This is a genomic window from Streptomyces sp. ACA25 (assembly GCF_028200735.1).
GTDB lineage: Bacteria > Actinomycetota > Actinomycetes > Streptomycetales > Streptomycetaceae > Streptomyces.
In genome coordinates this window covers 112,593-133,570 of record NZ_JAQKPV010000003.1, presented here as the reverse complement: position 1 = coordinate 133,570, position 20,978 = coordinate 112,593, and the positions used below count along the sequence as shown (strand labels likewise).

The following is a 20,978-nucleotide window of genomic DNA, read 5'->3' as shown; positions in this document are numbered from 1 at the left end:
CGGGCCCGTTCCCACGTCAACACCGGCCCGCACGACGGGGAAACGGGCCCGGGGCTGGGGTGGGCCCGGATCCCGGGCGGGCGTCGGGGGAGTCCCGGTGGTGCATTACGGTGGACGTGAGGGCCTTCTGTCACGGACAGCACCACCAGGCTCAACGGCTGAACTTCCCCGAACGCAGGAGCCCCATGGCCACGCCGCCGAAGAACCTCACCAATCTGGAGACCGTCCGCAAGACGTACGGCACCCGCACACTCCTGGACTCCGTGTCCCTCGGAGTGTCCGAGGGGGACCGGATCGGTGTCGTCGGACGGAACGGCGACGGCAAGACGACGCTCATCCGCATCCTGTCCAAACGGGAGGAGCCGGACGACGGCCGGGTCACGCACGCCGGGCATCTGCGGTTGGGCGTGCTCAGCCAGCACGACGCGCTCGACCCGGCGGCCACCGTGCGCCAGGAGGTCATCGGGAACCGTGCCGACCACGAGTGGGCCGGGGACGCGAAGATCCGGGACGTGCTCACCGGGCTGTTCGGCGGCCTGGACCTGCCCGGCTTCTCCGACGGTCTGGACACCGTCATCGGCCCGCTGTCCGGCGGCGAGCGGCGGCGCATCGCGCTGGCCCAGTTGCTGATCGCCGAGCAGGACCTCATCGTGCTCGACGAGCCGACCAACCACCTCGACGTGGAGGGCATCGCCTGGCTCGCCGCTCACCTGCGGGCCCGCCGGTCCGCACTCGTCTGCGTGACGCACGACCGCTGGTTCCTCGATCAGGTCTGCACCCGGATGTGGGACGTGCAGGGCGGTGCGGTGCACGCCTACGAGGGCGGCTACAGCGACTACGTCTTCGCCCGCGCGGAGCGGGAGCGGATCGCCGCCACCGAGGAGGTCAAGCGGCAGAACCTGATGCGCAAGGAACTCGCCTGGCTGCGGCGCGGCGCCCCGGCCCGTACCAGCAAGCCGAAGTTCCGGATCGAGGCGGCCAACGCGCTGATCTCCGACGTCCCGCCGCCCCGGGACACCGCCGAGCTGACCCGGTTCGCCAACGCCCGGCTCGGCAGGACCGTCTTCGACCTGGAGAACGTCACCCTGCGGGTCGGCGGTGAGGACGGCGAGGGGGGCAAGCTGCTGCTGCGCGGCCTGACCTGGCAGCTGGGGCCGGGCGACCGGGTGGGTCTGCTCGGCGTCAACGGCGCGGGCAAGACTTCGCTGCTGCGCGCCCTCGCCGAGACCGCCCAGCACCCCGACCGGAAGCCTTCGGACCTGGTGACCACGGGAAAGATCAAGGTCGGGCGGACCGTCCGGCTGGCCTACCTCTCCCAGGAGGTCGCCGAACTCGACCCCGCCTGGCGGGTGCTGCAGGCGGTCGAGGAGGTGCGTTCGCGTGTCGACCTCGGTGGCGGACGGGAGCTGACCGCCGGTCAGCTGTGCGAGAAGTTCGGCTTCGGCAAGGACAAGCAGTGGACGCCCGTCGGTGATCTTTCCGGCGGTGAGCGGCGGCGGCTGCAGATCCTGCGGCTGCTGATGGACGAACCCAACGTGCTGTTCCTGGACGAGCCGACCAACGACCTGGACATCGAGACCCTCACCCAGCTCGAGGACCTGCTGGACGGCTGGCCCGGCTCGCTGGTGGTCATCAGTCACGACCGGTACTTCATCGAGCGCACCACCGACCGGGCGTTCGGACTCCTGGGGGACGGCACCCTGCGGATGCTGCCGCGGGGCGTGGACGAGTACCTGGAGCGGCGCGCGGTGGTGCGGGACGCGGAGCTCCGGCAGCCGGCCGGCCCGGCCGCGCCGGCGGTGCCGGTCGCCGCCGGCAGGTCCGCCCAGCTCTCCCGGGTGGCACAGAAGGAGATCCAGAAGATCGAAAGGCAACTGGACCGGATCGCGTCGCAGGAGTCGGCGCTGCACGCCGAGATGGCCGAGCACGCCACCGACTTCGGCCGGGTTGCCGGGCTGGACCAACGGCTTCGTGAACTCGCGGATCAGCGGGACGACTTGGAGACCCGCTGGCTGGAGCTGTCCGAGGGCGAGTAGGTCCGGGGCCGGACGGGCCGGCAACGGAGGGTGACGGTCCGCTTGTTGCGAGCGGGTCACGGCCTGGCGGGGCGGGGAACCGGACCTTGCCGTGTGCGGGTCCGGTGGTAGAAAGAGCTCTGCCGAACGGCCCCGCTCCCGTGCCGAGCCCGTTCAGCGCCGAGCGCCTCACCACCGACCAGAGGCCGGACGCCCCGCGGCGCACCGGCCAGGGGGACACATGTCTCAGCCACCGCCACCGCCCGGCCCGCCTCCGGGTTCACCCTCCGAAGAGCCGGAATCCGGGCAGCCCGAGCCGGAGCCCCAGGACACCCCGCCGAAGCCCGCGCAGGCCGGGCCGGAGGGGAAGGACACCGCGCACGACGACGGCCGGAACCCCCCGTCCGGGCAGCCGGAGCAGGCCGCTCCGCCGGCGTCCGGGACCGGCGGAGGGGAGACCCCGCCGGCCGGGCCGGACGGCGGGACGGCCCCGCCCCAGCAGCCCGCGCCGGGCGCTCCGGCGGCCCCGCCGGCCCCGGGCGGTTACGGTGCACCGTCTCCCGTGCCTCCGCCGGCCGGCGGCTTCGGTCCGCCGCAGAGCCCGCCCCCGGGCGGGTTCGGTCCGCCGCCCGCCACTCCTCCCGGCGGTCAGCCGCAACCGGGTTACGGGTACCCGCAGCCCGGTTACGGCTACCCCCAGCAGCCTCCCGGCCCGCCCGGTTACGGCTACCCGGAGCAGCCCGGTTACGGCGCCCCCGGCCCGTACGCCGGAGCTCCCACCGCTCCCATGCCGCACCAGGGGTGGACCCCGCCGCCGGGCGGGGTGGACATGGCCAAGCCGCCCTCGTCCGGGGGCGGCAAGGGCCTGCAGATCGTCCTGGTGGTCGCGGTCGTGCTCGCGCTCGTCGCGGGCGGCGCCGGGGCGGCCTGGTACTTCCTCGGCCTCGGTGACGACAGCTCCTCGTCCGCCAAGGGCGGCGACGACGACGGTGACGGCGACGGTGATGAGGGCGACGGGGGCGACGAGGGCGGCGAGGATGCCGAAGGCGCCGGGGAGGGCCTCCCCGACACCCCCATCGATGCCGAGCTCAGCTGGCAGGTGATGGGCCCGGAGATGACCGAGGACGACAACATCTTCTACTCCTCCGGTCACTGGATCGTCGGGGACACCCTGGTCCGGCTGATGATCGACGAGGTGGTGGCCTACCGGCTGGACGACGGTGAGGTCGAGTGGACGCTGCCGGTCAGCACCAACGAGGGCAACTGCTCCGCCTCCCGGACGGTTTCGGAGGGGCGCATCGCGCTGCTCCAGGGACGGGACTGCGAGCACCTCACCGTCGTCGACGTCACGACCGGCGAGGAGGTGTGGACCCTGGCGATCGACCCGCCCAACTCCGTGGGCCCGGACCGGAACGACGTCCCGGCCATCCTGGGTGATGTGGTGGCGGTCGGCTCGTTCGGCGGGGGCTACGGCTTCCGGATCGGCGCCGAGGAGAAGGTCTGGGAGCCGCGCGGGAATGAGTCGTGCCAGGTGCGGGCCTACGCGGTTGTCGACGACAACTTCATCGAGGAGGTGAGCTGCGGCCCCTACGGTGATGCGACCACCACGCTGCGCGCCACCACCGAGGACGGTGACGAGCTGTGGGCGTGGGAGGCCCCGCGGGAGTACGACGACGAGAAGTTCGAATTCCGGGCCCTGATCTCCGCGGAACCGCTGGTCGTGCTGGCGTCGCTCGGGGATTCCATCCTGGAGCAGGAATGGCGGATCTTCACCGTCGACGAGTCCTACGAGAAGATCGAGAACGAGCTGGAGTTCGACGAGGAGCGGCACGTGCGGCCGTGCGACTTCCGTCCGCTGGCCGACTGCTTCCGCTCGGTGGTGCACGACGGCATGCTGTACCTGTCGAGCCGCGGCAGCTACACCGAGGACAACGCGGTGGTCGCCTTCGAGCTGTCGTCCGGCAACGCCCTGTGGGAGGCCGCTCCGGTCAACGGCGGCCAGATCATGCCGGTGTCCGTGGTGGACGGCAAGATCCTGGCCTACCAGCCGGCCGGGTACGAGAAGGCCGGCCTGGTGGTCGCCATCGATCCGGAGACCGAGCAGGCCACCCCGGTGATGGCGCTGGATCACGATGCCCTGGAGCTGGAGCGGTCCCTCATGTCGCGGGTCGACGATCTCTACCAGCACCCGGTCTGGCACGAGGACCGGTTCCTTCTGGTGCAGTGGTCCTTCTACCAGCACCGTGCCGAGGACGGTGATCCCGCGATCCTGGTCTACGAGTGACGCCGTGACCCGGTGACGGCCACGAGGGGGGAGACGTGCGGAACGTGACGGTCGTGGTCGCCGATGACAGACGGCTGGTGGCGGAGGCGCTGGCCTCGGCACTGCGGGTGCGTGGGCACCGGGTGCTGGGCGCCGGCGCACCCGCCGCCCGCGCCGCGGACCTGGTGCTGAACAAGCAGCCCGAGGTGTGTCTGCTGGGCTCTGCGGCCCCGGAGGCGGAGGGGGTGCTGGAGCCGCTGGTGCGGATCGCCCGGGAGTGCCCCCGGGTCGCGGTGGTGGTGCTGGGGCCGGTGCCCCGGCCGCACGGGGTGGCCGCGGCCTTCGCCGCCGGCGCCCGGGGGTACGTGCGCAACGACGAACGCATCGAGGGTGTCGAGCGGGCCATGGCGAAGGCCAGGGCCGGGGACGCCGCCGTGGCCCCGGCCCTGCTGCGCGAAGCCTTCGCCGAGCTGTTGCATCCGCGGGCCGCGCCCGGTGCCGAGGGTGCCCGGCTGGCCGCCCTGCTCACGGAGCGCGAGGCGGCGGTGCTGCTGCGGATCGTGGAGGGCCAGGACACCCGGCTGATGGCCGCCGGGCTCGGTGTCGCTCCCAGCACTGCCCGCACCCACATCCAGCGGCTGCTGCGGAAGCTCGGCACCGCCTCACGGCTGGAGGCGTCGGCGCTCGCCGTCCGCACCGGCCTGCTCGATCACCTTCCCCGGCCTCCGGCCTCCCCGCTCTGACGGCTGCGCCCCCGGCCCGGGCGCGCCCCCGGCCCGCCCTCGCCCGGCCGGAGGCTGCTCCCCTCTTGACGCTGCTGTCGCAGTATGCTTCATTGTGTTTGATTCTGTTGGAATACTGGGTCGGCTGTGAGGGCGATGAAGAAGACCACGACGCGGCTGGCCGACGGCCGGGAGCTCATGTACTACGACTCCCGGGACGACGTGGTGCGCGGGAGGCCTGACCGGCGCCCGCTCACCCCTGCCACCTCCGTCACCGAGATACGTACCGACCCGCTGCTCGGGGAGCCCGTCGGGTACGCCGCGCACCGCCAGGGCCGCACCTACCACCCACCCGCGGACCAGTGCCCGCTGTGCCCGACCCGCGGGGACCGGCTGACCGAGATCCCCGAGGACGCCTACGAGGTCGCCGTCTTCGAGAACCGCTTCCCCTCCTTCGACGGGGAGACCGGCCGCTGCGAGGTGGTCTGCTTCACCTCCGACCACGAGGCGTCCTTCGCCTCCCTCACCGAGGAGCAGGCCGCCCTCGTCCTCGAGGCGTGGACCGACCGCACCCGTGAGCTGTCCCGGCTCCCGGGCGTCCGGCAGGTCTACTGCTTCGAGAACCGCGGCCGGGAGATCGGTGTCACCCTCGCCCACCCGCACGGCCAGATCTACGGCTACCCGTACCTGACCCCGCACACCGCACGGGTCCTGGACGCGCTGGCGCGTCACCGCGAGCGGGCCGGAGGCAACCTCTTCGACGAGGTGCTGACGGCCGAACGCGCCGACGGCCGCAGGGTGGTGCTCGAGACGGAGCACTGGACCGCCTTCGTCCCGCACGCCGCCCGCTGGCCCTACGAGATCCACCTGTACCCCCGGGCGCGGGTTCCCGACCTGCTCGCCCTGGACGGCCCGGCGCGTGGCGAACTCCCGGGCGTGCACTTGGAGTTGCTGCGCCGCTTCGACCGGATCTTCGGCCCCGACACGCCGCCCGTCCCCTACATCTCCGGCTGGCATCAGGCCCCCTTCGGCACCGGACTCGCCGTCCCGCGCGAGGAGTTCGCCCTGCACCTGGAGCTGTTCACGATCCGGCGGGGGCCGGACAAGCTCAAACACCTGGCGGGTTCGGAATCCGGCATGCGAGCGTTCGTCAGCGACGTGCTGCCGGAAGCGGCGGCCGAGCGACTCCGAGAGGTGGCGACATGAGCAACAGCACGGGCACCTACCTGGTGACGGGCGGCGCGGGCTACGTCGGCGGGGTGGTGGCGGCCCGCCTGCTGGCCGCCGGGCACGCGGTGACGGTCCTCGACGACCTGTCCACCGGATTCCGCGAAGGCGTGCCCGCCGGTGCCGAGTTCATCGAAGGGCGGGTGCAGGACGCCGCGAAGTGGCTGGACCGGTCCTTCGACGCGGTACTGCACTTCGCCGCCTTCTCCCAGGTCGGGGAGTCGGTGGCCGACCCCGAGAAGTACTGGCGCAACAACGTCGGGGGCAGCGTCGAGCTGCTGCGGGCGATGCGGCAGGCGGGGGTGCGCACCCTGGTGTTCTCCTCCACCGCGGCCGTCTACGGCGAGCCGGCCGTCACCCCGATCACCGAGGACGCGCCCACCGCCCCCACCAACCCCTACGGGGCCTCCAAGCTTGCCGTCGACCACATGATCGCCGGGGAGTGCGCCGCCCACGGCCTGGCCGCGGTGTCCCTGCGGTACTTCAACGTGGCGGGCGCGCACGGGGCTCAGGGCGAACGGCACGACCCCGAGACCCACCTCATTCCGCTGGTACTGCGCACCGCGCTCGGCGAGCGTGCGCACCTCTCGGTCTTCGGCGAGGACTACCCCACCCCGGACGGGACCTGTGTGCGGGACTACATCCACGTCGACGACCTGGCCGACGCGCACTTGCTAGCCCTCGGCGCCGCCGCCGCGGGCGAGCACCTGGTCTGCAACCTCGGCAACGGCAACGGCTTCTCGGTCCGCGAGGTCATCGGGACAGCCCGTGAGGTGACCGGCCGCCCCATCCCCGAGGTGGTGGCGGAGCGCCGGGCAGGGGACCCGGCCGTCCTGGTCGCCTCCGCCGAGCGGGCCCGGCAGCGGCTCGGCTGGCAGCCCACCCGGCCGGCACTGGCCGACATCATCGCCGATGCCTGGACCTTCGCCCGCCGGCAGCACCGGAGCGAGGGGAGCACCACCCCATGAACCCGGACAGCAGCAGTGCGGCAGGCACCTTCGAGCAGGTCTTCGGCGCACCCCCGCAGGGGGTCTGGGCCGCGCCCGGCCGGGTCAATCTGATCGGCGAGCACACCGACTACAACGCCGGCTTCGTCATGCCCCTGGCGTTGCCGCACGCCACCGTCGCGGCCGTCTCCCGGCGCGACGACGGGGTGCTGGCCCTGGCCTCCGACGGGATGCCGGGCGGCCCGGCCGAGCTGCGCACCGACACGCTCGCCCCCGGCGTCCGCCCGGACTGGACGGCGTACCCGGCCGGTGTTGTCTGGGCGCTGCGGGAGGCCGGGCACACGGTCGGCGGGGCGTGCGTGTCCGTCACCTCCACGGTCCCGGCCGGGGCCGGCCTGTCCTCCTCGGCGGCCCTGGAGGTCGCCACCGCACTGGCTCTGAACGACCTGTACGCGCTCGGTCTGACCCGCGAGGAGCTGGCCACACTGTGCCGCCGGGCGGAGAACGCCTACGTCGGTGTGCCCTCCGGGATCATGGATCAGATGGCCTCGGCCTGCTGCACCGCCGGGCATGTACTGCACCTGGACACCCGTGACCTGATCAGGCGTCAGGTCCCGTTCGACCTGGCGGCAGCCGGGCTGCGGCTGCTGGTGATCGACACCCGGGTCACCCACGACCTGGCCGACGGCGGGTACGCCGAGCGCCGGGCCGCCTGCACCGAGGCCGCCGCGGCCCTGGGCGCCGGGTCACTGCGCGAGATCCCGCACGAGGGTTTGGCGGACGCCCTGGGCCGGCTCCCGGACGCCCGGCTGCGGCGTGCGGCACGGCACGTGGTGACCGAGAACCGGCGGGTGGAGCGCGTCGTCGAGCTGCTTGACGCGGGCCGCCCCCGGGACATCGGACCGGTGCTCGATGCCGGGCACGTCTCGCTGCGCGACGACTTCCGGGTGTCCTGCCCGGAGCTGGACCTGGCCACCGGCGCCGCCAGGGCGGCCGGCGCGCTAGGGGCCCGGATGACCGGGGGCGGATTCGGTGGCTCGGCACTCGCCCTGGTGGAGGCCGCCTCCGCGGAGACGGTCGGCCGGGCGGTGACGGGGGCCTTCGCCGCGGCCGGATACCGGACTCCCCGGGTCTTCGAGGCCGTGGCCTCGGCCGGAGCCCGGAGGCTCGATGCCGGTGTCCCCGGCTGACCGGACCGGACCGCCGCGGCCGGCCCCGGCGGTCCGCCGAGCGGTCCGGTGCCGGGCGCAGTTCCGGCAAACCGCTTCCCGGGCCGGGCCGCCGCCGTAGTCTTGAGGGCAGCACCGCGGGGGCCGGTGACGGCAGAAGACCCCGTGGCCCGGTTCTGTCCCGGGGGTGGCCGGCGGTGGCCGTGCGGGGATGTCACGTGCTCCGGCCCCTCCGACGCCGACGTCCGATCCGCTGCCGACCAACTGCACACCAGGGGGCCAACAGGGGGCCGTTGTGGACCGTATCCGGGTACTGGTGGTGGATGAGCACCGGGTCTTCGCCGAGTCGCTGGCCACCGCTCTGACCGCCGAACCGGACGTGGAAGCGATGGCGGCGGGCAGCGTCTCCGCGACCCTGCAGCTGCTGGACCGGGGGCAGTCCCAGGGCGAGCCCTGCCATGTGCTGCTGGTGGACGCCGACCTCGGAGCCCTGGCCGACGGGAGCGCGGCCGGGCAGCCGGCCGTGCCCCCCACCGCCACGCTGGTGGCGGACGCACGGGAACGGTTTCCGGGGCTGCGGCCGGTGATACTGGCGACGCGGGACGATCCGCGGACCGCCGCCCGGATGCTGTCCGCCGGTGCCTGCGGATGGGTGGCCAAGGACAGCTCACTGGCCCGGCTGGTGCAGGTGCTCCGCGGAGTGCTGCGGAACGAGACGCACGTGGCTCCCGGGCTGCTGACCGGGGTGCTGCGGGAGCTTCACCGGGCCGGCCGGCACCGCTCGGAGCAGCAGCGCCTGGTGGAGGTGCTCACGCCGCGCGAACTGGAGGTGCTGCGCTGCATGCTGGCCGGCCTGGGCCGCAAAGAGGTGGCCGAGCGGCTCTACCTGTCCCCGCACACCGTCCGCACCCACATCCAGAATCTGCTGGGCAAGCTCGGGGTGCACTCCACCCTGGCCGCGGTCGCCCTCGCCCGCCGGGCCGGGCTCCAGCCCGCCGAGCCGGTCCGGGCAGCGTCCGGACGCGAGTCCCAGGGCTGCTCCCAGCCACCGTGACCACGGCGGGTGGGCGCTTTCCTGACGGGCTGACCATGGGATCAGGCGCTTCCGGCGGACGCCGGTGCTGTGCGCGGGTGGGACGCCCCGGCCCGCGAGGGGCGACGGACGGGCGGGGCGGCGGGCCGTCACCGTTCCGGGAAGCCGGTGTGGCGGCCCGGTCAGTGTGCCGGGACGTTGTCGAAGGGGGCCGTGAGCTCCCGCAGCAGGGAGGCCAGGACGCGCCGCTGGGCGGCGGTCAGCTCGCTGAGGATCGCACGCTCCTGCCGGAGCAGCCCGGCGAGCGCCCGGTCGGCGTGGTCCTGGCCGTCCCGGGTGAGCCGCACCAGCACCCCCCGCCGGTCGCTGGGATCGGGCAGCCGCTCGACCAGGCCCTTCTTCGCCAGTCGGTCGATGCGATTGGTCATGGTGCCGGACGTCACCAGGGTCTGGGTGAGTAGCTGCCCGGGTGACAGTTGATAAGGATCGCCGGCCCGGCGCAGCGCCGTGAGCACGTCGAACTCCCAGGGCTCCAGGTTGAGCTCGGCGAAGGCCAGCCTCCGCGCCCGGTCCAGGTGCCGTGCCAGCCGGCTCACCCGGCTGAGCACCTCGAGCGGCTCGACGTCGAGATCGGGGCGTTCGCGACGCCACGCTGCCACCAGTCGATCGACCTCGTCCTCCATGGGGTCCAGTGTAGTAGTTCTGTCGATGTGAAGTCTCTTGATAGCAACCTTCTTGACGTCAAGGTAAAATTCGGAGAGTCTGCGGTCATGGACGCCCCCGACCCTCCCGCGCCGCGCGCCACCTCCTGGGACCCCGGCCAGTACCTGCGCCACGCCGGCCCACGGGCCCGCCCGCTGCACGATCTGCTCGCCCGGGTGCCCGCCCTGCCGCACGCACACCCGCGGATCGCCGACCTCGGCTGCGGGCCGGGCGGCCCCACCACCGTGCCCGCCGCCCGCTGGCCCACCGCCCGCATCACCGGATACGACAACTCCCCGGCCATGCTCGAGGCTGCCCGCGACCACGCCGGACCGACCCCGGGAGGCGGGACGCTGGACTTCGCCCACGCGGACCTCACCGACTGGCGCCCGGACGGCCCGTACGACCTGATCCTCTCCAACGCCGCCCTCCAGTGGGTGCCCGGACACACCGCGTCCTTCCCGGCCTGGACCGAAAGCCTGCACCCCGGCGGGGTGTTCGCCTTCCAGGTGCCGGGAAACTTCACCGCCCCCAGCCACCTGCTGCTGCGCGAACAGGTCCACAGCCCGCGCTGGCGTGCCCGGCTGGGCGACGTGCTCCGCAACGAGGAGCCCGTCCAGGCACCCGCCGACTACCTCGGCCTGCTCACCTCGCTCGGCTGCGCCGCCGATGTGTGGGAGACCACCTACCTCCACCTGCTCGCCGGCCCCGACCCGGTCCTGGACTGGACGAAAGGCACCGCGCTGCGCCCGGTGCTCACCCGGCTGGCGGACGACCCCGAGGCCCGGGACGCCTTCCTCGCCGAGTACCGGGGCCGGCTCCGCGCCGCCTACCCGCCGGGACCGCACGGCACCGTCTTCCCGTTCCGCCGCATCTTCGCCGTGGCGCAGAAGCTCCCCGCCCCCTCCTGAACCGCGGGAGGAGAGGCGGGGACCGGGCGGCGGCGTGCCGGGGGACAGCCGTCAGCTGCGGCGGTTGCCCACCAGGCGGGGGTGATGCTCCATGCCCTCCAGGCCGCGCCACGCCAGATTCACCAGGTGGGCGGCGACCTCCGCCTTCTTCGGCTTGCGGACGTTCAGCCACCACTGGCCCGTCAGCGCCACCATGCCCACCAGGGCATGGGCGTACATCGGCGCCAGCTTGGGATCGAACCCGCGGGCCTTGAACTTGTGCCCGAGGATGTCCTCGACCTGCGTCGCGATGTCACCGATCAACGACGCGAACGTTCCCGTCGACTGGGACACCGGGGAGTCCCGGACCAGGATGTGAAAACCGTCGGTGTGCTTCTCGATGTAGTCCAGCAGCGCGAACGCCGCCTGTTCCAGCAGCTCCCGCGGATGCCCGGCGGTCAGCGCGCTCGTCACCATGTTCAGCAGCCGGCTCATCTCCCGGTCGACCACGACCGCGTAGAGCCCTTCCTTGCCGCCGAAGTGCTCATAGACCACCGGCTTGGACACCCCGGCCTTCGAGGCGATCTCCTCCACCGACGTGCCCTCGAAGCCGCGCTCGGCGAAGAGCGTGCGGCCGATTTCCAGCAGTTGCTCCCGGCGCTCGGTGCCGGTCATCCGGCGGCGGCCCCGGCGCGCGGGGCGGGCCGCCTTCTGTGTGCTGCTGTCCTCGGTTGCCACGGTTTCCACTATGACGCCTCGACAGCGGCAGCGTCACTCCGGTTCTGATCCGGGGCGCTGCGACGGGCGTCGAGCCGCGACTGCTTGGGCCAGCGCACGTCGTACGCCCAGCCGGCCTTCTCGAACCAGCGGATCAGCCGGGCACTGGAGTCCACCTGCCCGCGGTCCACCCCGTGCCGGGCACAGGTCGGATCCGCGTGATGCAGGTTGTGCCACGACTCACCGCACGACAGCACCGCCAGCCACCACACATTGCCGGAGCGGTCCCGGGACTTGAACGGCCGCTTGCCCGTCGCGTGACAGATCGAGTTGATCGACCAGGTCACGTGGTGCAGCAGCGCCACCCGTACCAGCGAACCCCAGAAGAAGGCGGTCAGCGCACCCTGCCAGGACATGGTGACGAGCCCGCCGATCAGCGGCGGCAGCGCCAGCGAGACGAGGGCCCACAGCAGGAAGTGGCGGGAGATCCGCCGGACGTCCCGGTCCTGGATCAGGTCGGGCGCGTACTTCTCCTGCGAGGTCTGCTCGCGGTCGAACATCCAGCCCAGGTGAGCCCACCACAGGCCCTTCATGAGGGCCGGCACGGTCTCCCCGTACCGCCACGGCGAATGCGGGTCACCCTCCGCGTCGGAGTGCCGGTGGTGCTTGCGGTGATCGGCCACCCACCGCACCACCGGCCCCTCGACCGCCATCGACCCCATGATCGCCAGGGCGATCCGGAGCGGCCGCTTGGCCTTGAACGCGCCGTGCGTGAAGTACCGGTGGAAGCCGACCGTGATGCCGTGGCAGCCGAGGAAGTAGAAGCCGGCCAGCAGCCCCAGGTCCAGCCAGCTCACCCACCCTCCCCAGGCCAGCGGCACGGCCGCCAGCACCGCGAGGAAGGGCACGACGATGAAGAGGAGCAGGGTGATCTGCTCCAGGGAACGCTTTTCCTCGCCGCCGAGAGTGGCGCGGGAACTGTCGTCCGACGGCGGAGAAGTCGCGGCCGTCTGCGGGGGAACGAGATCAGGACTGATGGTCATGGGATACCTCAATGGGGCCGGAGTGGGGCGAAAGCACCACCCGTGCAACCGTAACCTACGGCGCCGTAAGTATGGGCAGGGCCGGAATGCGGCACAAGACCTCGGGCGCCCCGGCAGCCAGGACGTGACCGCCTCGTTGTCCGAGTGCATATCCTGGTGCCGCCGGACAGCGCGGTCCGTGACCTGCCGTATCAAGAGCTGCGAGGAGCCGCACCCGTGAGCAGTGCCGACAAGCCACCTGTCCAGGCAGACCCGGGGAGCCCACCCGTACCGGAGAGCTCGGGGGACACCCCGGAGAGCACGACCGCCCTGCGTGCCGACATCCGGCGCCTCGGCGACCTGCTCGGCGAGACCCTGGTCCGCCAGGACGGCCCCGAACTGCTGGACCTCGTCGAGCGGGTCCGCAGGCTGACCCGCACCGACGGCGAGGCCGCCGCAGAGCTGCTGGGCGACACCGACCTGGAGACCGCGGCCAAGCTGGTGCGCGCCTTCTCGACCTACTTCCACCTGGCCAACGTCACCGAACAGGTCCACCGGGGCCGGGAGCTGCGCGCCCGGCGCGCGGCCGAAGGCGGGCTGCTCACCCGCACCGCCGATCTGCTCAAGGACGCCGACCCCGCGCACCTGCGGCAGACCGCAGCCAACCTCGGGGTGCGGCCGGTGTTCACCGCACACCCCACCGAGGCCGCCCGCCGCTCCGTCCTCACCAAGATCCGCAAGATCGCCGAGCTGCTCGACCGCACCGAGGCCGAGCCCGGCGGCGACCGCCGGCGCACCGACCTCCGGCTCGCCGAGAACATCGATCTCATCTGGCAGACCGACGAGCTCCGCGTCGTCCGTCCCGAGCCCGCCGACGAGGCCCGCAACGCCGTCTACTACCTGGACGAGCTGCACCGCGGTGCCGTCGGGGACGTGCTGGAGGACCTGGCCGCCGAGCTCGAACGGGCCGGTGCCCCGCTGCCGGCCGGCAGCCGCCCGCTGACCTTCGGCACCTGGATCGGCGGGGACCGGGACGGCAACCCCAACGTCACCCCGGCCGTCACCTGGGAGGTGCTGCTGCTCCAGCACGAGCACGGCATCAACGACGCCCTGGAACACATCGACGAGCTGCGCGGCGCGCTCTCCAGCTCCATCAGGAACAGCGGCGCCACCCAGGAGCTCCTCGACTCCCTCCAGCGGGACCTGGAGCTGCTGCCCGAGATCAGCCCGCGCTACAAGCGTCTCAACGCCGAAGAGCCCTACCGGCTGAAGGTCACCTGCATCCGGCAGAAGCTGCTCAACACCCGTGACCGGCTGGGCAGTGACAACCCGCACCAGCCCGGCCGGGACTACCTCGGCACCGGCCAGCTCCTCGACGACTTGATGCTGGTGCAGTCCTCCTTGCGCGAGCACCGCGGCGAACTGATCGCCGACGGGCACCTGGAGCGCCTGATCCGGACCCTGGCCGCCTTCGGCCTGCAGCTCGCCACCATGGACGTCCGGGAGCACGCCGACGCGCACCACTACGCGCTCGGGCAGCTCTTCGACCGGCTCGGTGAGGAGTCCTGGCGGTATGCGGACATGCCGCGGGACTACCGCACCCGGCTGCTGGCGAAGGAGCTCCGCTCCCGCCGTCCGCTCGCCCCGGCCCCCGCGCCGCTGGACGAGGCGGGGGCCAAGACCCTCGGCGTCTTCGAGACCGTCCGCAGGGCCCTGGACACCTTCGGCCCCTCCGTCATCGAGTCGTACATCATCTCCATGTGCCAGGGCGCCGACGACGTTCTCGCCGTCGCCGTGCTCGCCCGGGAGGCAGGCCTCGTCGACCTGCACGCCGGCTGGGCCCGCATCGGCATCGTCCCGCTGCTGGAGACCACCGACGAGCTGAAGATCGCCGACGAACTGCTCGACGCGATGCTCTCCGACCCCTCCTACCGGCGGCTGGTCTCGCTGCGCGGTGATCTCCAGGAGGTCATGCTCGGCTACAGCGACTCGTCCAAGTTCGGCGGCATCACCACCTCCCAGTGGGAGATCCACCGGGCGCAGCGGCGCCTGCGTGACGTCGCCCACCGCCACGGTGTGCGGCTGCGCCTCTTCCACGGCCGCGGCGGCACCGTCGGCCGCGGCGGCGGCCCCACCCACACCGCGATCCTCGCCCAGCCCTGGGGCACGCTGGAGGGTGAGATCAAGGTGACCGAGCAGGGCGAGGTGATCTCGGACAAGTACCTGGTGCCGTCGCTGGCCCGCGAGAACCTCGAGCTGACCGTGGCCGCCACCCTGCAGGCCTCCGCGCTGCACACCGCGCCCCGGCAGTCGGGCGAGGCCCTGGCCCGCTGGGACTCCGCGATGGACACGGTCTCGGATGCCGCTCACGACGCGTACCGGCGGCTGGTCGAGGACCCGGACCTGCCGGCCTACTTCTTCGCCTCCACGCCCGTGGACCAGCTTGCGGAACTCCACCTGGGTTCCCGTCCCTCCCGCCGTCCGGACACCGGCGCCGGCCTGGACGGGCTGCGTGCCATCCCCTGGGTCTTCGGCTGGACCCAGTCCCGGCAGATCGTCCCCGGCTGGTTCGGGGTCGGCTCCGGGCTGAAGGCGGCGCGCGACGCCGGTCTCGACGGCGTCCTCGAAGAAGCCTTCGAACACTGGCACTTCTTCCGGAACTTCCTCTCCAACGTGGAGATGACCCTCGCCAAGACGGACCTGCGGATCGCCCAGCACTACGTGGACACCCTCGTTCCGCTGGAGCTGCGGCACGTCTTCGAGACCATCCGCGCCGAGCACGAGCTGACGGTCGCCGAAGTACTGCGCATCACCGGCGAGGAGAAGCTGCTGGACGCCAACCCGGCACTCCGGCAGACCCTGCAGATCCGGGACGCCTACCTGGACCCGATCTCCTACCTCCAGGTCGCCCTCCTGGACCGCCAGCGTCAGGCCAGGGACCGCGGTGAGGACCCCGGCCAGCTCCTGTCCCGCGCCCTGCTGCTGACGGTCAACGGTGTGGCCGCCGGCCTGCGCAACACCGGCTGACACCGCCGTCCGCCCGACGCGCCCGGCCCGGCCCGGCCCCCGGCCCTCGGGGCCGGGCCGGGCGCGTCCCTTACGGAACCCCGGGGGAAACCGCTTACTGTCCGGTCGTCCGGATCCCGTCGCCGAGTTGACCCGCCCCGCCCGCCCCGGCCGGACTTCCGTGCACGTCAGCGGCGCAGGGAGATTCCGCAGTCCTCGGTCCGGCGGACGTATTCCCCCTCCGGTCCGGACCTGGGGACCGTTTTTCGGCCACCCTTTTCCTACCGGGCAGTCACTCTTTACCCGTCCGGCGCGCGGCCTTTACGCTGGGAGCGCTCCCACTCCACCCCCACAGGACATCAGGAAACCGGTTCTCTCAGTGCACAACCTGTACTGTGCCGGTTGCTTCGCACCTGATCGGGCGCATTTCCAGCTCCCTCGCACCCCCTGTGCGGATAACGCGGTCCTTTCCGGATGAAGCCGGTTTCGGCTGCGCAGCCACGGGCGGGAAGGTGCGGGCACAGTATCCCTCGCCGGCTGAGCCGTTGATCCGAGCGATCCTGCAAGAGCCCCTTCCCGCGGGCAGTGTGCCGCGAGTCGGGTCAGTTCTGCGCACACACCATTTCTCTGAGGCCTGTTCCAGCAGGTCACCCCACCCCTCGACAGGGGGAGCAGCACCGGGGTTTCTCCGTGCTGCCGCCCTCCGGTCACCGATTGGAGAAACATGTACGGAGCTCTCGCCGCGGGCGGAGCGGTCGCGGTGTTATTCGCCTCGGCTCTCGCGCCCACTCAGAATGCCCAGCCGGTCTCTGATGTGCCCACCGAGAAAATCCGGGTCGGCATCGAGACGATCAACGGTTCGGGATGCCCGGACGGGACGGCCGCGGTGGCGGTCTCGCCCGACAACACCGCCTTCACCGTCACCTACAGCGACTACCTCGCCCAGGTCGGCGTGGGTGCCGTACCGACGGACTCCCGCAAGAACTGCCAGCTCAGCCTGCGTGTGCAGATTCCCGGTGGCTTCACCTACGCGATCGCCAGCGTCGACTACCGCGGGTACGCCCACCTCCAGGACGGGGCGACCGCTCTGCAGAGAGCGAGCTACTACCACCAGGGTGAGTCCGACACGGTGGCCTCGACCACCGAGTTCGCCGGCCCGCTGAGCGACAACTGGCAGGCCACCGATTCCACGGAGGTCGCGGAGCTCAACTGGGCGCCCTGCGGTGTCGAGCGGAACTTCAACGTCAACACCGAACTGCGGGTCAGCGTCGGCAGTTCCGACCGCAATTCCACCAGCTTCATGACCATGGACTCCACGGACGGCGCGGTCAGCACCGTGTACCACGTCGCCTGGAAGGAATGCGACTCCTGAGCGGAGTCACCTTCACCGCGGGTGGTTTCCGGTGCTCCTGCCGGACCGGAATGCGCCCGTGACACGGCGATGGCCGTGCCCACAGGTGTCCGGACCGGCGTCCTTTGATCCCCGGCCCCGGCTGCACAGCTGAGCCGGGGATCCACCTTTCCCACCCGGACCCCGGCGCCATGCCTCCCGGACAATTCTCCCGGTCCATGGCGTTCCCGACGCTTGCGATCCGACCGGCCGAAGGGAAAGTCCGGCCTGCCCGAATTCGCTCAGTGCGGGCCACGCCCGGGTTGTGCCAGTGGAACAGCATCCAGTCGTGCCCCCGGACGGCCCGCGTACAAAGACCATCGATTGGAGAACAATGTACGGTGCTCTTGCCGTGGGAGGTGCACTGGCGGCGTTATTCGCGTCGACGATGCCCAACCAACTCGCCAATCCTCCCTACTTCCTGGACGCCCCGGAAGACCAGATGGTGATCGAGCTGATCACCGTCAACGGTTCGGGATGCCCGGACGGGACGGCCGCGGTGGCCGTCTCCGCCGACAACACCGCCTTCACCGTGACCTACAGCGAGTACCTCGCGCAGGTGGGCGTGGGAGCCCGGCCCACCGACTTCCGGAAGAACTGCCAGCTCAACCTCGCCGTGCGGGTGCCGCAGGGCTTCACCTACGCCGTGGTCGGCGTCGACTACCGCGGATACGCCTACCTGGAGGACGGTGCCACTGCCACTCAGCAGGCCAACTACTACTTCCAGGGCTCCCCGCAGACCGCGGCGTCCGTCCACGCCTTCGAGGGCCCCTACGACGACAACTGGCAAGCCACCGACTCGGTGGAGGCCGGCTCCGTGGCCTGGGCGCCCTGTGGTGAACTGCGCAACTTCAACATCAACACCGAGCTGCGGGTGAACGCCGGCACCTCCGACCCGACGGAGACCACCAGCTTCATGGCGATGGACTCCACGGACGGTGACGTCAAGACCACCTACCAGCTCGCCTGGAAGGAGTGCCCGGACCAGGACGAGCCGCCGGAGGTGACGGTGCGCTGACGCTTCCTCCCTGACCCCGGGCGGCAGCGGCCACGGCCGTTCCACGGCCTCCCGAGAACAGCGTCCGCCGGTCAGCCGGAAGGCGCATGCCCGATGCGGCGATGACTGACGGGCGCCGGTACCGGCCACCGGGTCGCAGACCGCGGCTCAGCTCGGTGGCCGGTCACCTCGCCCGCCGTCCTCGCCGCTTCGTTCCGGCCGGCCGGCTGGCCCTCGCGCCCTCGCCGGACGCCGCGCGCTCGCCGGACGCTGCGCGCTCGCCGTGCGTCCACCGCACGCCGCCGGAGCGGAGCCGCTACGCGACGTTCTCCCGGCGGGCCACCCACACCAGCCTGACGGCACCGCCGGTGAGGCGGGCCATCCACCACGTCGCCCGGTCCGCCGACCGGAGGCTCATCCGCCGGCGCCCGTCCACGCAGGTCAGCTGAGCCGTTCCGTCCTCGTGCTCCCACCCCCACGCGACCACCCGCGCATCCCACTCACCCTCCTCGGTGGTGAACTCCTCCACGACGGCGAACGTCTTGGGCGCCGTGTCGTTGACCAGTCCGTGCACCTCCTCCTCGAATCCCTCGGGGGTGGGGGGAGGTGAGCCTTGTGAAGATACGGCGGTCATGAGACCTCCTGATGACGCGGGGTGCGGAATGTTGCCGGGAGAAGCTTGGCATGAAGTTTCATGTGGATGTGCAAATAGTTCATGTGCTTCACTCGTGTGGGGGAGCCTGGCTCGCGACTTCGAAGGAGTGTGCTGATGGCAGTAAGAGGTGCCCCTTCGGCACGCCGCGTCCGGCTCGGAACAGAGCTGCGCAAACTCCGCGAGCGGGCGGGGATGAGCGTCACGGAGGCTGCTCGAATGCTCGGCACTGTCCAGGCTCAGATCAGCAATATGGAGTCGAGCAGGTACGGGGTGAGCGCCGAGCGGGTGCGCACCCTCGCCCGCAACTACTCCTGCACCGACCAGCGACTCATTGAGGCACTGGTGGAGATGGCCACTGAAGGAAAGACCGGCTGGTGGGATCAGTACCGCGAGATCCTCCCCTCGGGTCTGCTCGACCTGGCAGAACTCGAGTATCACGCGGTTCACTTGCGATCGGCCTACACAGCGCATGTGCCGGGACTTCTGCAAACCGCCGAACACGCCCGCGAAGTGTTTCGCCAGGTGGTGCCCCCGCTGAGTCCTCCGGAGGTGGAACACCGGGTGTCCCACCGGGTCAAGAGGCAGGAAGTGTTGTACCGGAGTCCACCCACGCCCTACGACTCGATCGTCCACGAAGCTGCTCTGCGGGTGCAATGGGGCGGCGCCCAGGGCATGCGCAGGCAACTGCAGCATCTACTGGAGATGAGCGGTCACGAGCACGTGACCGTGCGGGTGATCCCCTTCAGCGCGGGAGCGTACCCGGGTTCCGGTCAGTCGGTCTGCTACGCGCGCGGACCTGTCCCCGAGCTCGACACGGTCCAGCTCGATCAGTCACACGGTCCGGTGTTCCTGCACGCCAGGGCTCAACTTGATAAGTACCGTATGCTTTTTGAGCACATGGAAGCGGCAGCTCTCGCGCCTGAAAAGTCTCGGGACTTCATCCGCCGCCTCCTCCGTGAAGAGTGAAAGGGCGTCCATGTTCACTCACGTGTGGCAGCAATCCTCCTACTGCGGTGAGGGAAACGCCTGCCTCCAGGCTGCCGCCACGGCGGCCGAGGGGGGAGTGCGGTTGCGGGAGAGTGCGGAGCCGGAGGTGGTGCTCCTCAGCACGTCGGCCCGGCTCCGGGCGTTGCTCGCCGCCGTGAAGGACGGCTGTTGCCCGTGAGGGCCGGGCAGCGGATCAGCTCCACGGGCCGGTGACAGGGGCCGCAACGGTGGTTAGCGTGGCAGGTATGACAGCGCACGCGTTCTCGTCCTACGAGGAGTTCTGGCCGTACTACGTGGCCATGCACTCCAAGCCCGCCACCCGCTGGGTGCACTGCGCCGGAACGCTGACCGGGCTTGCCCTGTCCGCCTACGGGGTCCTCAGCGGTCGCCGGAGGCTGCTTCCCGCGCTGCCGCTCGTCGGCTACGCGTCCGCCTGGACGGCGCACTACCTGATCGAGGGCAACAACCCGGCGACCTTCGGCCATCCGGCGTGGTCGCTGCGCGGCGACGCGGAGATGATCCGCATGATGCTCGCCGGGCGCGATGCCGAGCTGTCCGAGATCGCCGGGAAGTGGCTCGCCCAACACCCCGAGGACCGGCCTCGCCGCTAGCTCACGCCCTGGACAACGCGCTCTCCTCGACCCTGCGGGAGGATGAGCGCAGCCTGATCGTCGGCTACTGGCCGGCGCGGAGGGCGGCGGTGGACTCCACAAGGCCGTCTCGCTCCAGGCGACCGAGCACGTCTGCCGTGGTGCCGGGTGGGTATCGCCAGGAGTCGGCAATCTGTTGCACGGCTGCGAAGACACGTTGGCGGTCGAGATCGATCTGGGCGAGAGTGAAGTCATCTGCGGAGACAGCTTCGATGTTCCACGGCGCCAGCGTCTCCTCCGGGAAATCCCTGAGGTTGTTGGTCACGATGAGCTGAGCCCGAGATTTGATCGCGGCAGCGAGGACGTGGTGGTCCTTCACGTCGGGGAGCTGGAGTGCGGACTCCAGGGGTTCGTAGTCCTTGACGAGGCAGTCCCGCACGGCACGCATCATCAACTCGCGCGTGCGGGCCAGCTTCGCCGGATTGAGCTCCGGACGGTTCGCCTGGAGGTTCGTGAAGACCTCGTCAAGGATCCGATCTGTCCATTTCGCTTGCACGAGCCCCGCCTGGGCTATGCGGATGAGCAGATCGCGGAGCGTGCTCGGGTACAGGACGCAGGCGTCATAGATGACAGTGAACGCCACGGG

At 71.3% G+C, this 20,978-nt stretch carries 19 protein-coding genes; 14 read left to right on the top strand and 5 right to left on the bottom strand.

Annotated features, from left to right (window positions below):
- Positions 1-185: 185 nt before the first annotated feature.
- From PJ985_RS06735 to PJ985_RS06705, 7 genes are all read left to right on the top strand, one after another.
- Positions 186-2,036, top strand: coding sequence for an ABC-F family ATP-binding cassette domain-containing protein (locus tag PJ985_RS06735; protein ID WP_271682654.1), 1,851 nt, complete (start codon positions 186-188; stop codon positions 2,034-2,036).
- 541 nt (positions 2,037-2,577) lie between these two features.
- On the top strand, positions 2,578-4,299 hold the full coding sequence (locus PJ985_RS06730) for an outer membrane protein assembly factor BamB family protein (protein WP_271682653.1): 1,722 nt from the start codon (positions 2,578-2,580) through the stop codon (positions 4,297-4,299).
- Between the two features lie 35 nt (positions 4,300-4,334).
- Positions 4,335-5,021, top strand: a complete 687-nt coding sequence (locus tag PJ985_RS06725; RefSeq protein WP_271682652.1) for a response regulator transcription factor — start codon at positions 4,335-4,337, stop codon at positions 5,019-5,021.
- A 135-nt stretch (positions 5,022-5,156) separates the two neighbouring features.
- A complete protein-coding gene (gene galT / locus PJ985_RS06720; RefSeq protein WP_271682651.1) occupies positions 5,157-6,206 on the top strand; it encodes a galactose-1-phosphate uridylyltransferase in 1,050 nt (349 codons plus the stop codon).
- The gene (gene galE / locus PJ985_RS06715; RefSeq protein WP_271682650.1) at positions 6,203-7,195 is read left to right on the top strand and encodes a UDP-glucose 4-epimerase GalE; all 993 of its coding nucleotides are present in this window, start codon (positions 6,203-6,205) and stop codon (positions 7,193-7,195) included. The genes galT and galE overlap by 4 nt, the downstream gene beginning before the upstream one ends.
- Positions 7,192-8,364, top strand: coding sequence for a galactokinase (gene galK / locus PJ985_RS06710; protein ID WP_271682649.1), 1,173 nt, complete (start codon positions 7,192-7,194; stop codon positions 8,362-8,364). The genes galE and galK overlap by 4 nt, the downstream gene beginning before the upstream one ends.
- A gap of 274 nt (positions 8,365-8,638) precedes the next feature.
- Positions 8,639-9,397: a LuxR C-terminal-related transcriptional regulator gene (locus PJ985_RS06705; protein ID WP_271682648.1), complete on the top strand. Its 759-nt coding sequence runs from the start codon at positions 8,639-8,641 to the stop codon at positions 9,395-9,397.
- 161 nt (positions 9,398-9,558) lie between these two features.
- Here PJ985_RS06705 and PJ985_RS06700 read toward each other — a convergent pair whose 3' ends face one another.
- Complete coding sequence (locus PJ985_RS06700) at positions 9,559-10,059, bottom strand: MarR family winged helix-turn-helix transcriptional regulator (protein ID WP_271682647.1); 501 nt, start codon at positions 10,057-10,059, stop codon at positions 9,559-9,561.
- A gap of 87 nt (positions 10,060-10,146) precedes the next feature.
- Here PJ985_RS06700 and PJ985_RS06695 point away from each other — a divergent pair, with 87 nt between their 5' ends.
- Positions 10,147-10,989 (top strand): trans-aconitate 2-methyltransferase, encoded by an 843-nt coding sequence (locus PJ985_RS06695; RefSeq protein ID WP_271682646.1) that lies wholly within the window; start codon positions 10,147-10,149, stop codon positions 10,987-10,989.
- Positions 10,990-11,040: 51 nt separating this feature from the next.
- On the opposite strand, the gene PJ985_RS06690 is transcribed toward PJ985_RS06695, so the two are convergent.
- Entirely contained in the window at positions 11,041-11,718 is a 678-nt protein-coding gene (locus PJ985_RS06690) for a TetR/AcrR family transcriptional regulator (RefSeq protein WP_271682884.1), read from the bottom strand.
- Positions 11,715-12,728: an acyl-CoA desaturase gene (locus tag PJ985_RS06685; protein ID WP_271682645.1), complete on the bottom strand. Its 1,014-nt coding sequence runs from the start codon at positions 12,726-12,728 to the stop codon at positions 11,715-11,717. Before PJ985_RS06685 ends, PJ985_RS06690 begins: the two co-directional genes overlap by 4 nt.
- 309 nt (positions 12,729-13,037) lie before the next feature.
- On the opposite strand from PJ985_RS06685, the gene ppc reads away from it, so the two are divergent.
- The 3 genes from ppc (at position 13,038) to PJ985_RS06670 (ending at position 18,121) form a co-directional block, all read left to right on the top strand.
- On the top strand, positions 13,038-15,734 hold the full coding sequence (gene ppc / locus PJ985_RS06680; RefSeq protein ID WP_271682883.1) for a phosphoenolpyruvate carboxylase: 2,697 nt from the start codon (positions 13,038-13,040) through the stop codon (positions 15,732-15,734).
- Between the two features lie 703 nt (positions 15,735-16,437).
- The gene (locus PJ985_RS06675) at positions 16,438-17,085 is read left to right on the top strand and encodes a DUF4360 domain-containing protein (RefSeq protein ID WP_271682644.1); all 648 of its coding nucleotides are present in this window, start codon (positions 16,438-16,440) and stop codon (positions 17,083-17,085) included.
- Positions 17,086-17,437: 352 nt separating this feature from the next.
- Positions 17,438-18,121: a DUF4360 domain-containing protein gene (locus PJ985_RS06670; RefSeq protein WP_271682643.1), complete on the top strand. Its 684-nt coding sequence runs from the start codon at positions 17,438-17,440 to the stop codon at positions 18,119-18,121.
- Positions 18,122-18,416: 295 nt separating this feature from the next.
- Here the strand turns inward: PJ985_RS06670 and PJ985_RS06665 are convergent, their stop codons facing one another.
- On the bottom strand, positions 18,417-18,734 hold the full coding sequence (locus PJ985_RS06665) for a hypothetical protein (protein ID WP_271682642.1): 318 nt from the start codon (positions 18,732-18,734) through the stop codon (positions 18,417-18,419).
- A 135-nt stretch (positions 18,735-18,869) separates the two neighbouring features.
- Here PJ985_RS06665 and PJ985_RS06660 point away from each other — a divergent pair, with 135 nt between their 5' ends.
- From PJ985_RS06660 to PJ985_RS06650, 3 genes are all read left to right on the top strand, one after another.
- Positions 18,870-19,721 (top strand): helix-turn-helix domain-containing protein, encoded by an 852-nt coding sequence (locus tag PJ985_RS06660; protein ID WP_271682641.1) that lies wholly within the window; start codon positions 18,870-18,872, stop codon positions 19,719-19,721.
- A gap of 10 nt (positions 19,722-19,731) precedes the next feature.
- Complete coding sequence (locus tag PJ985_RS06655; RefSeq protein WP_271682640.1) at positions 19,732-19,920, top strand: DUF397 domain-containing protein; 189 nt, start codon at positions 19,732-19,734, stop codon at positions 19,918-19,920.
- 67 nt (positions 19,921-19,987) lie between these two features.
- A complete protein-coding gene (locus PJ985_RS06650; protein WP_271682639.1) occupies positions 19,988-20,353 on the top strand; it encodes a DUF962 domain-containing protein in 366 nt (121 codons plus the stop codon).
- Between the two features lie 64 nt (positions 20,354-20,417).
- On the opposite strand, the gene PJ985_RS06645 is transcribed toward PJ985_RS06650, so the two are convergent.
- Complete coding sequence (locus tag PJ985_RS06645) at positions 20,418-20,975, bottom strand: PIN domain-containing protein (RefSeq protein WP_271682638.1); 558 nt, start codon at positions 20,973-20,975, stop codon at positions 20,418-20,420.
- Between the last annotated feature and the right edge of the window lie 3 nt (positions 20,976-20,978).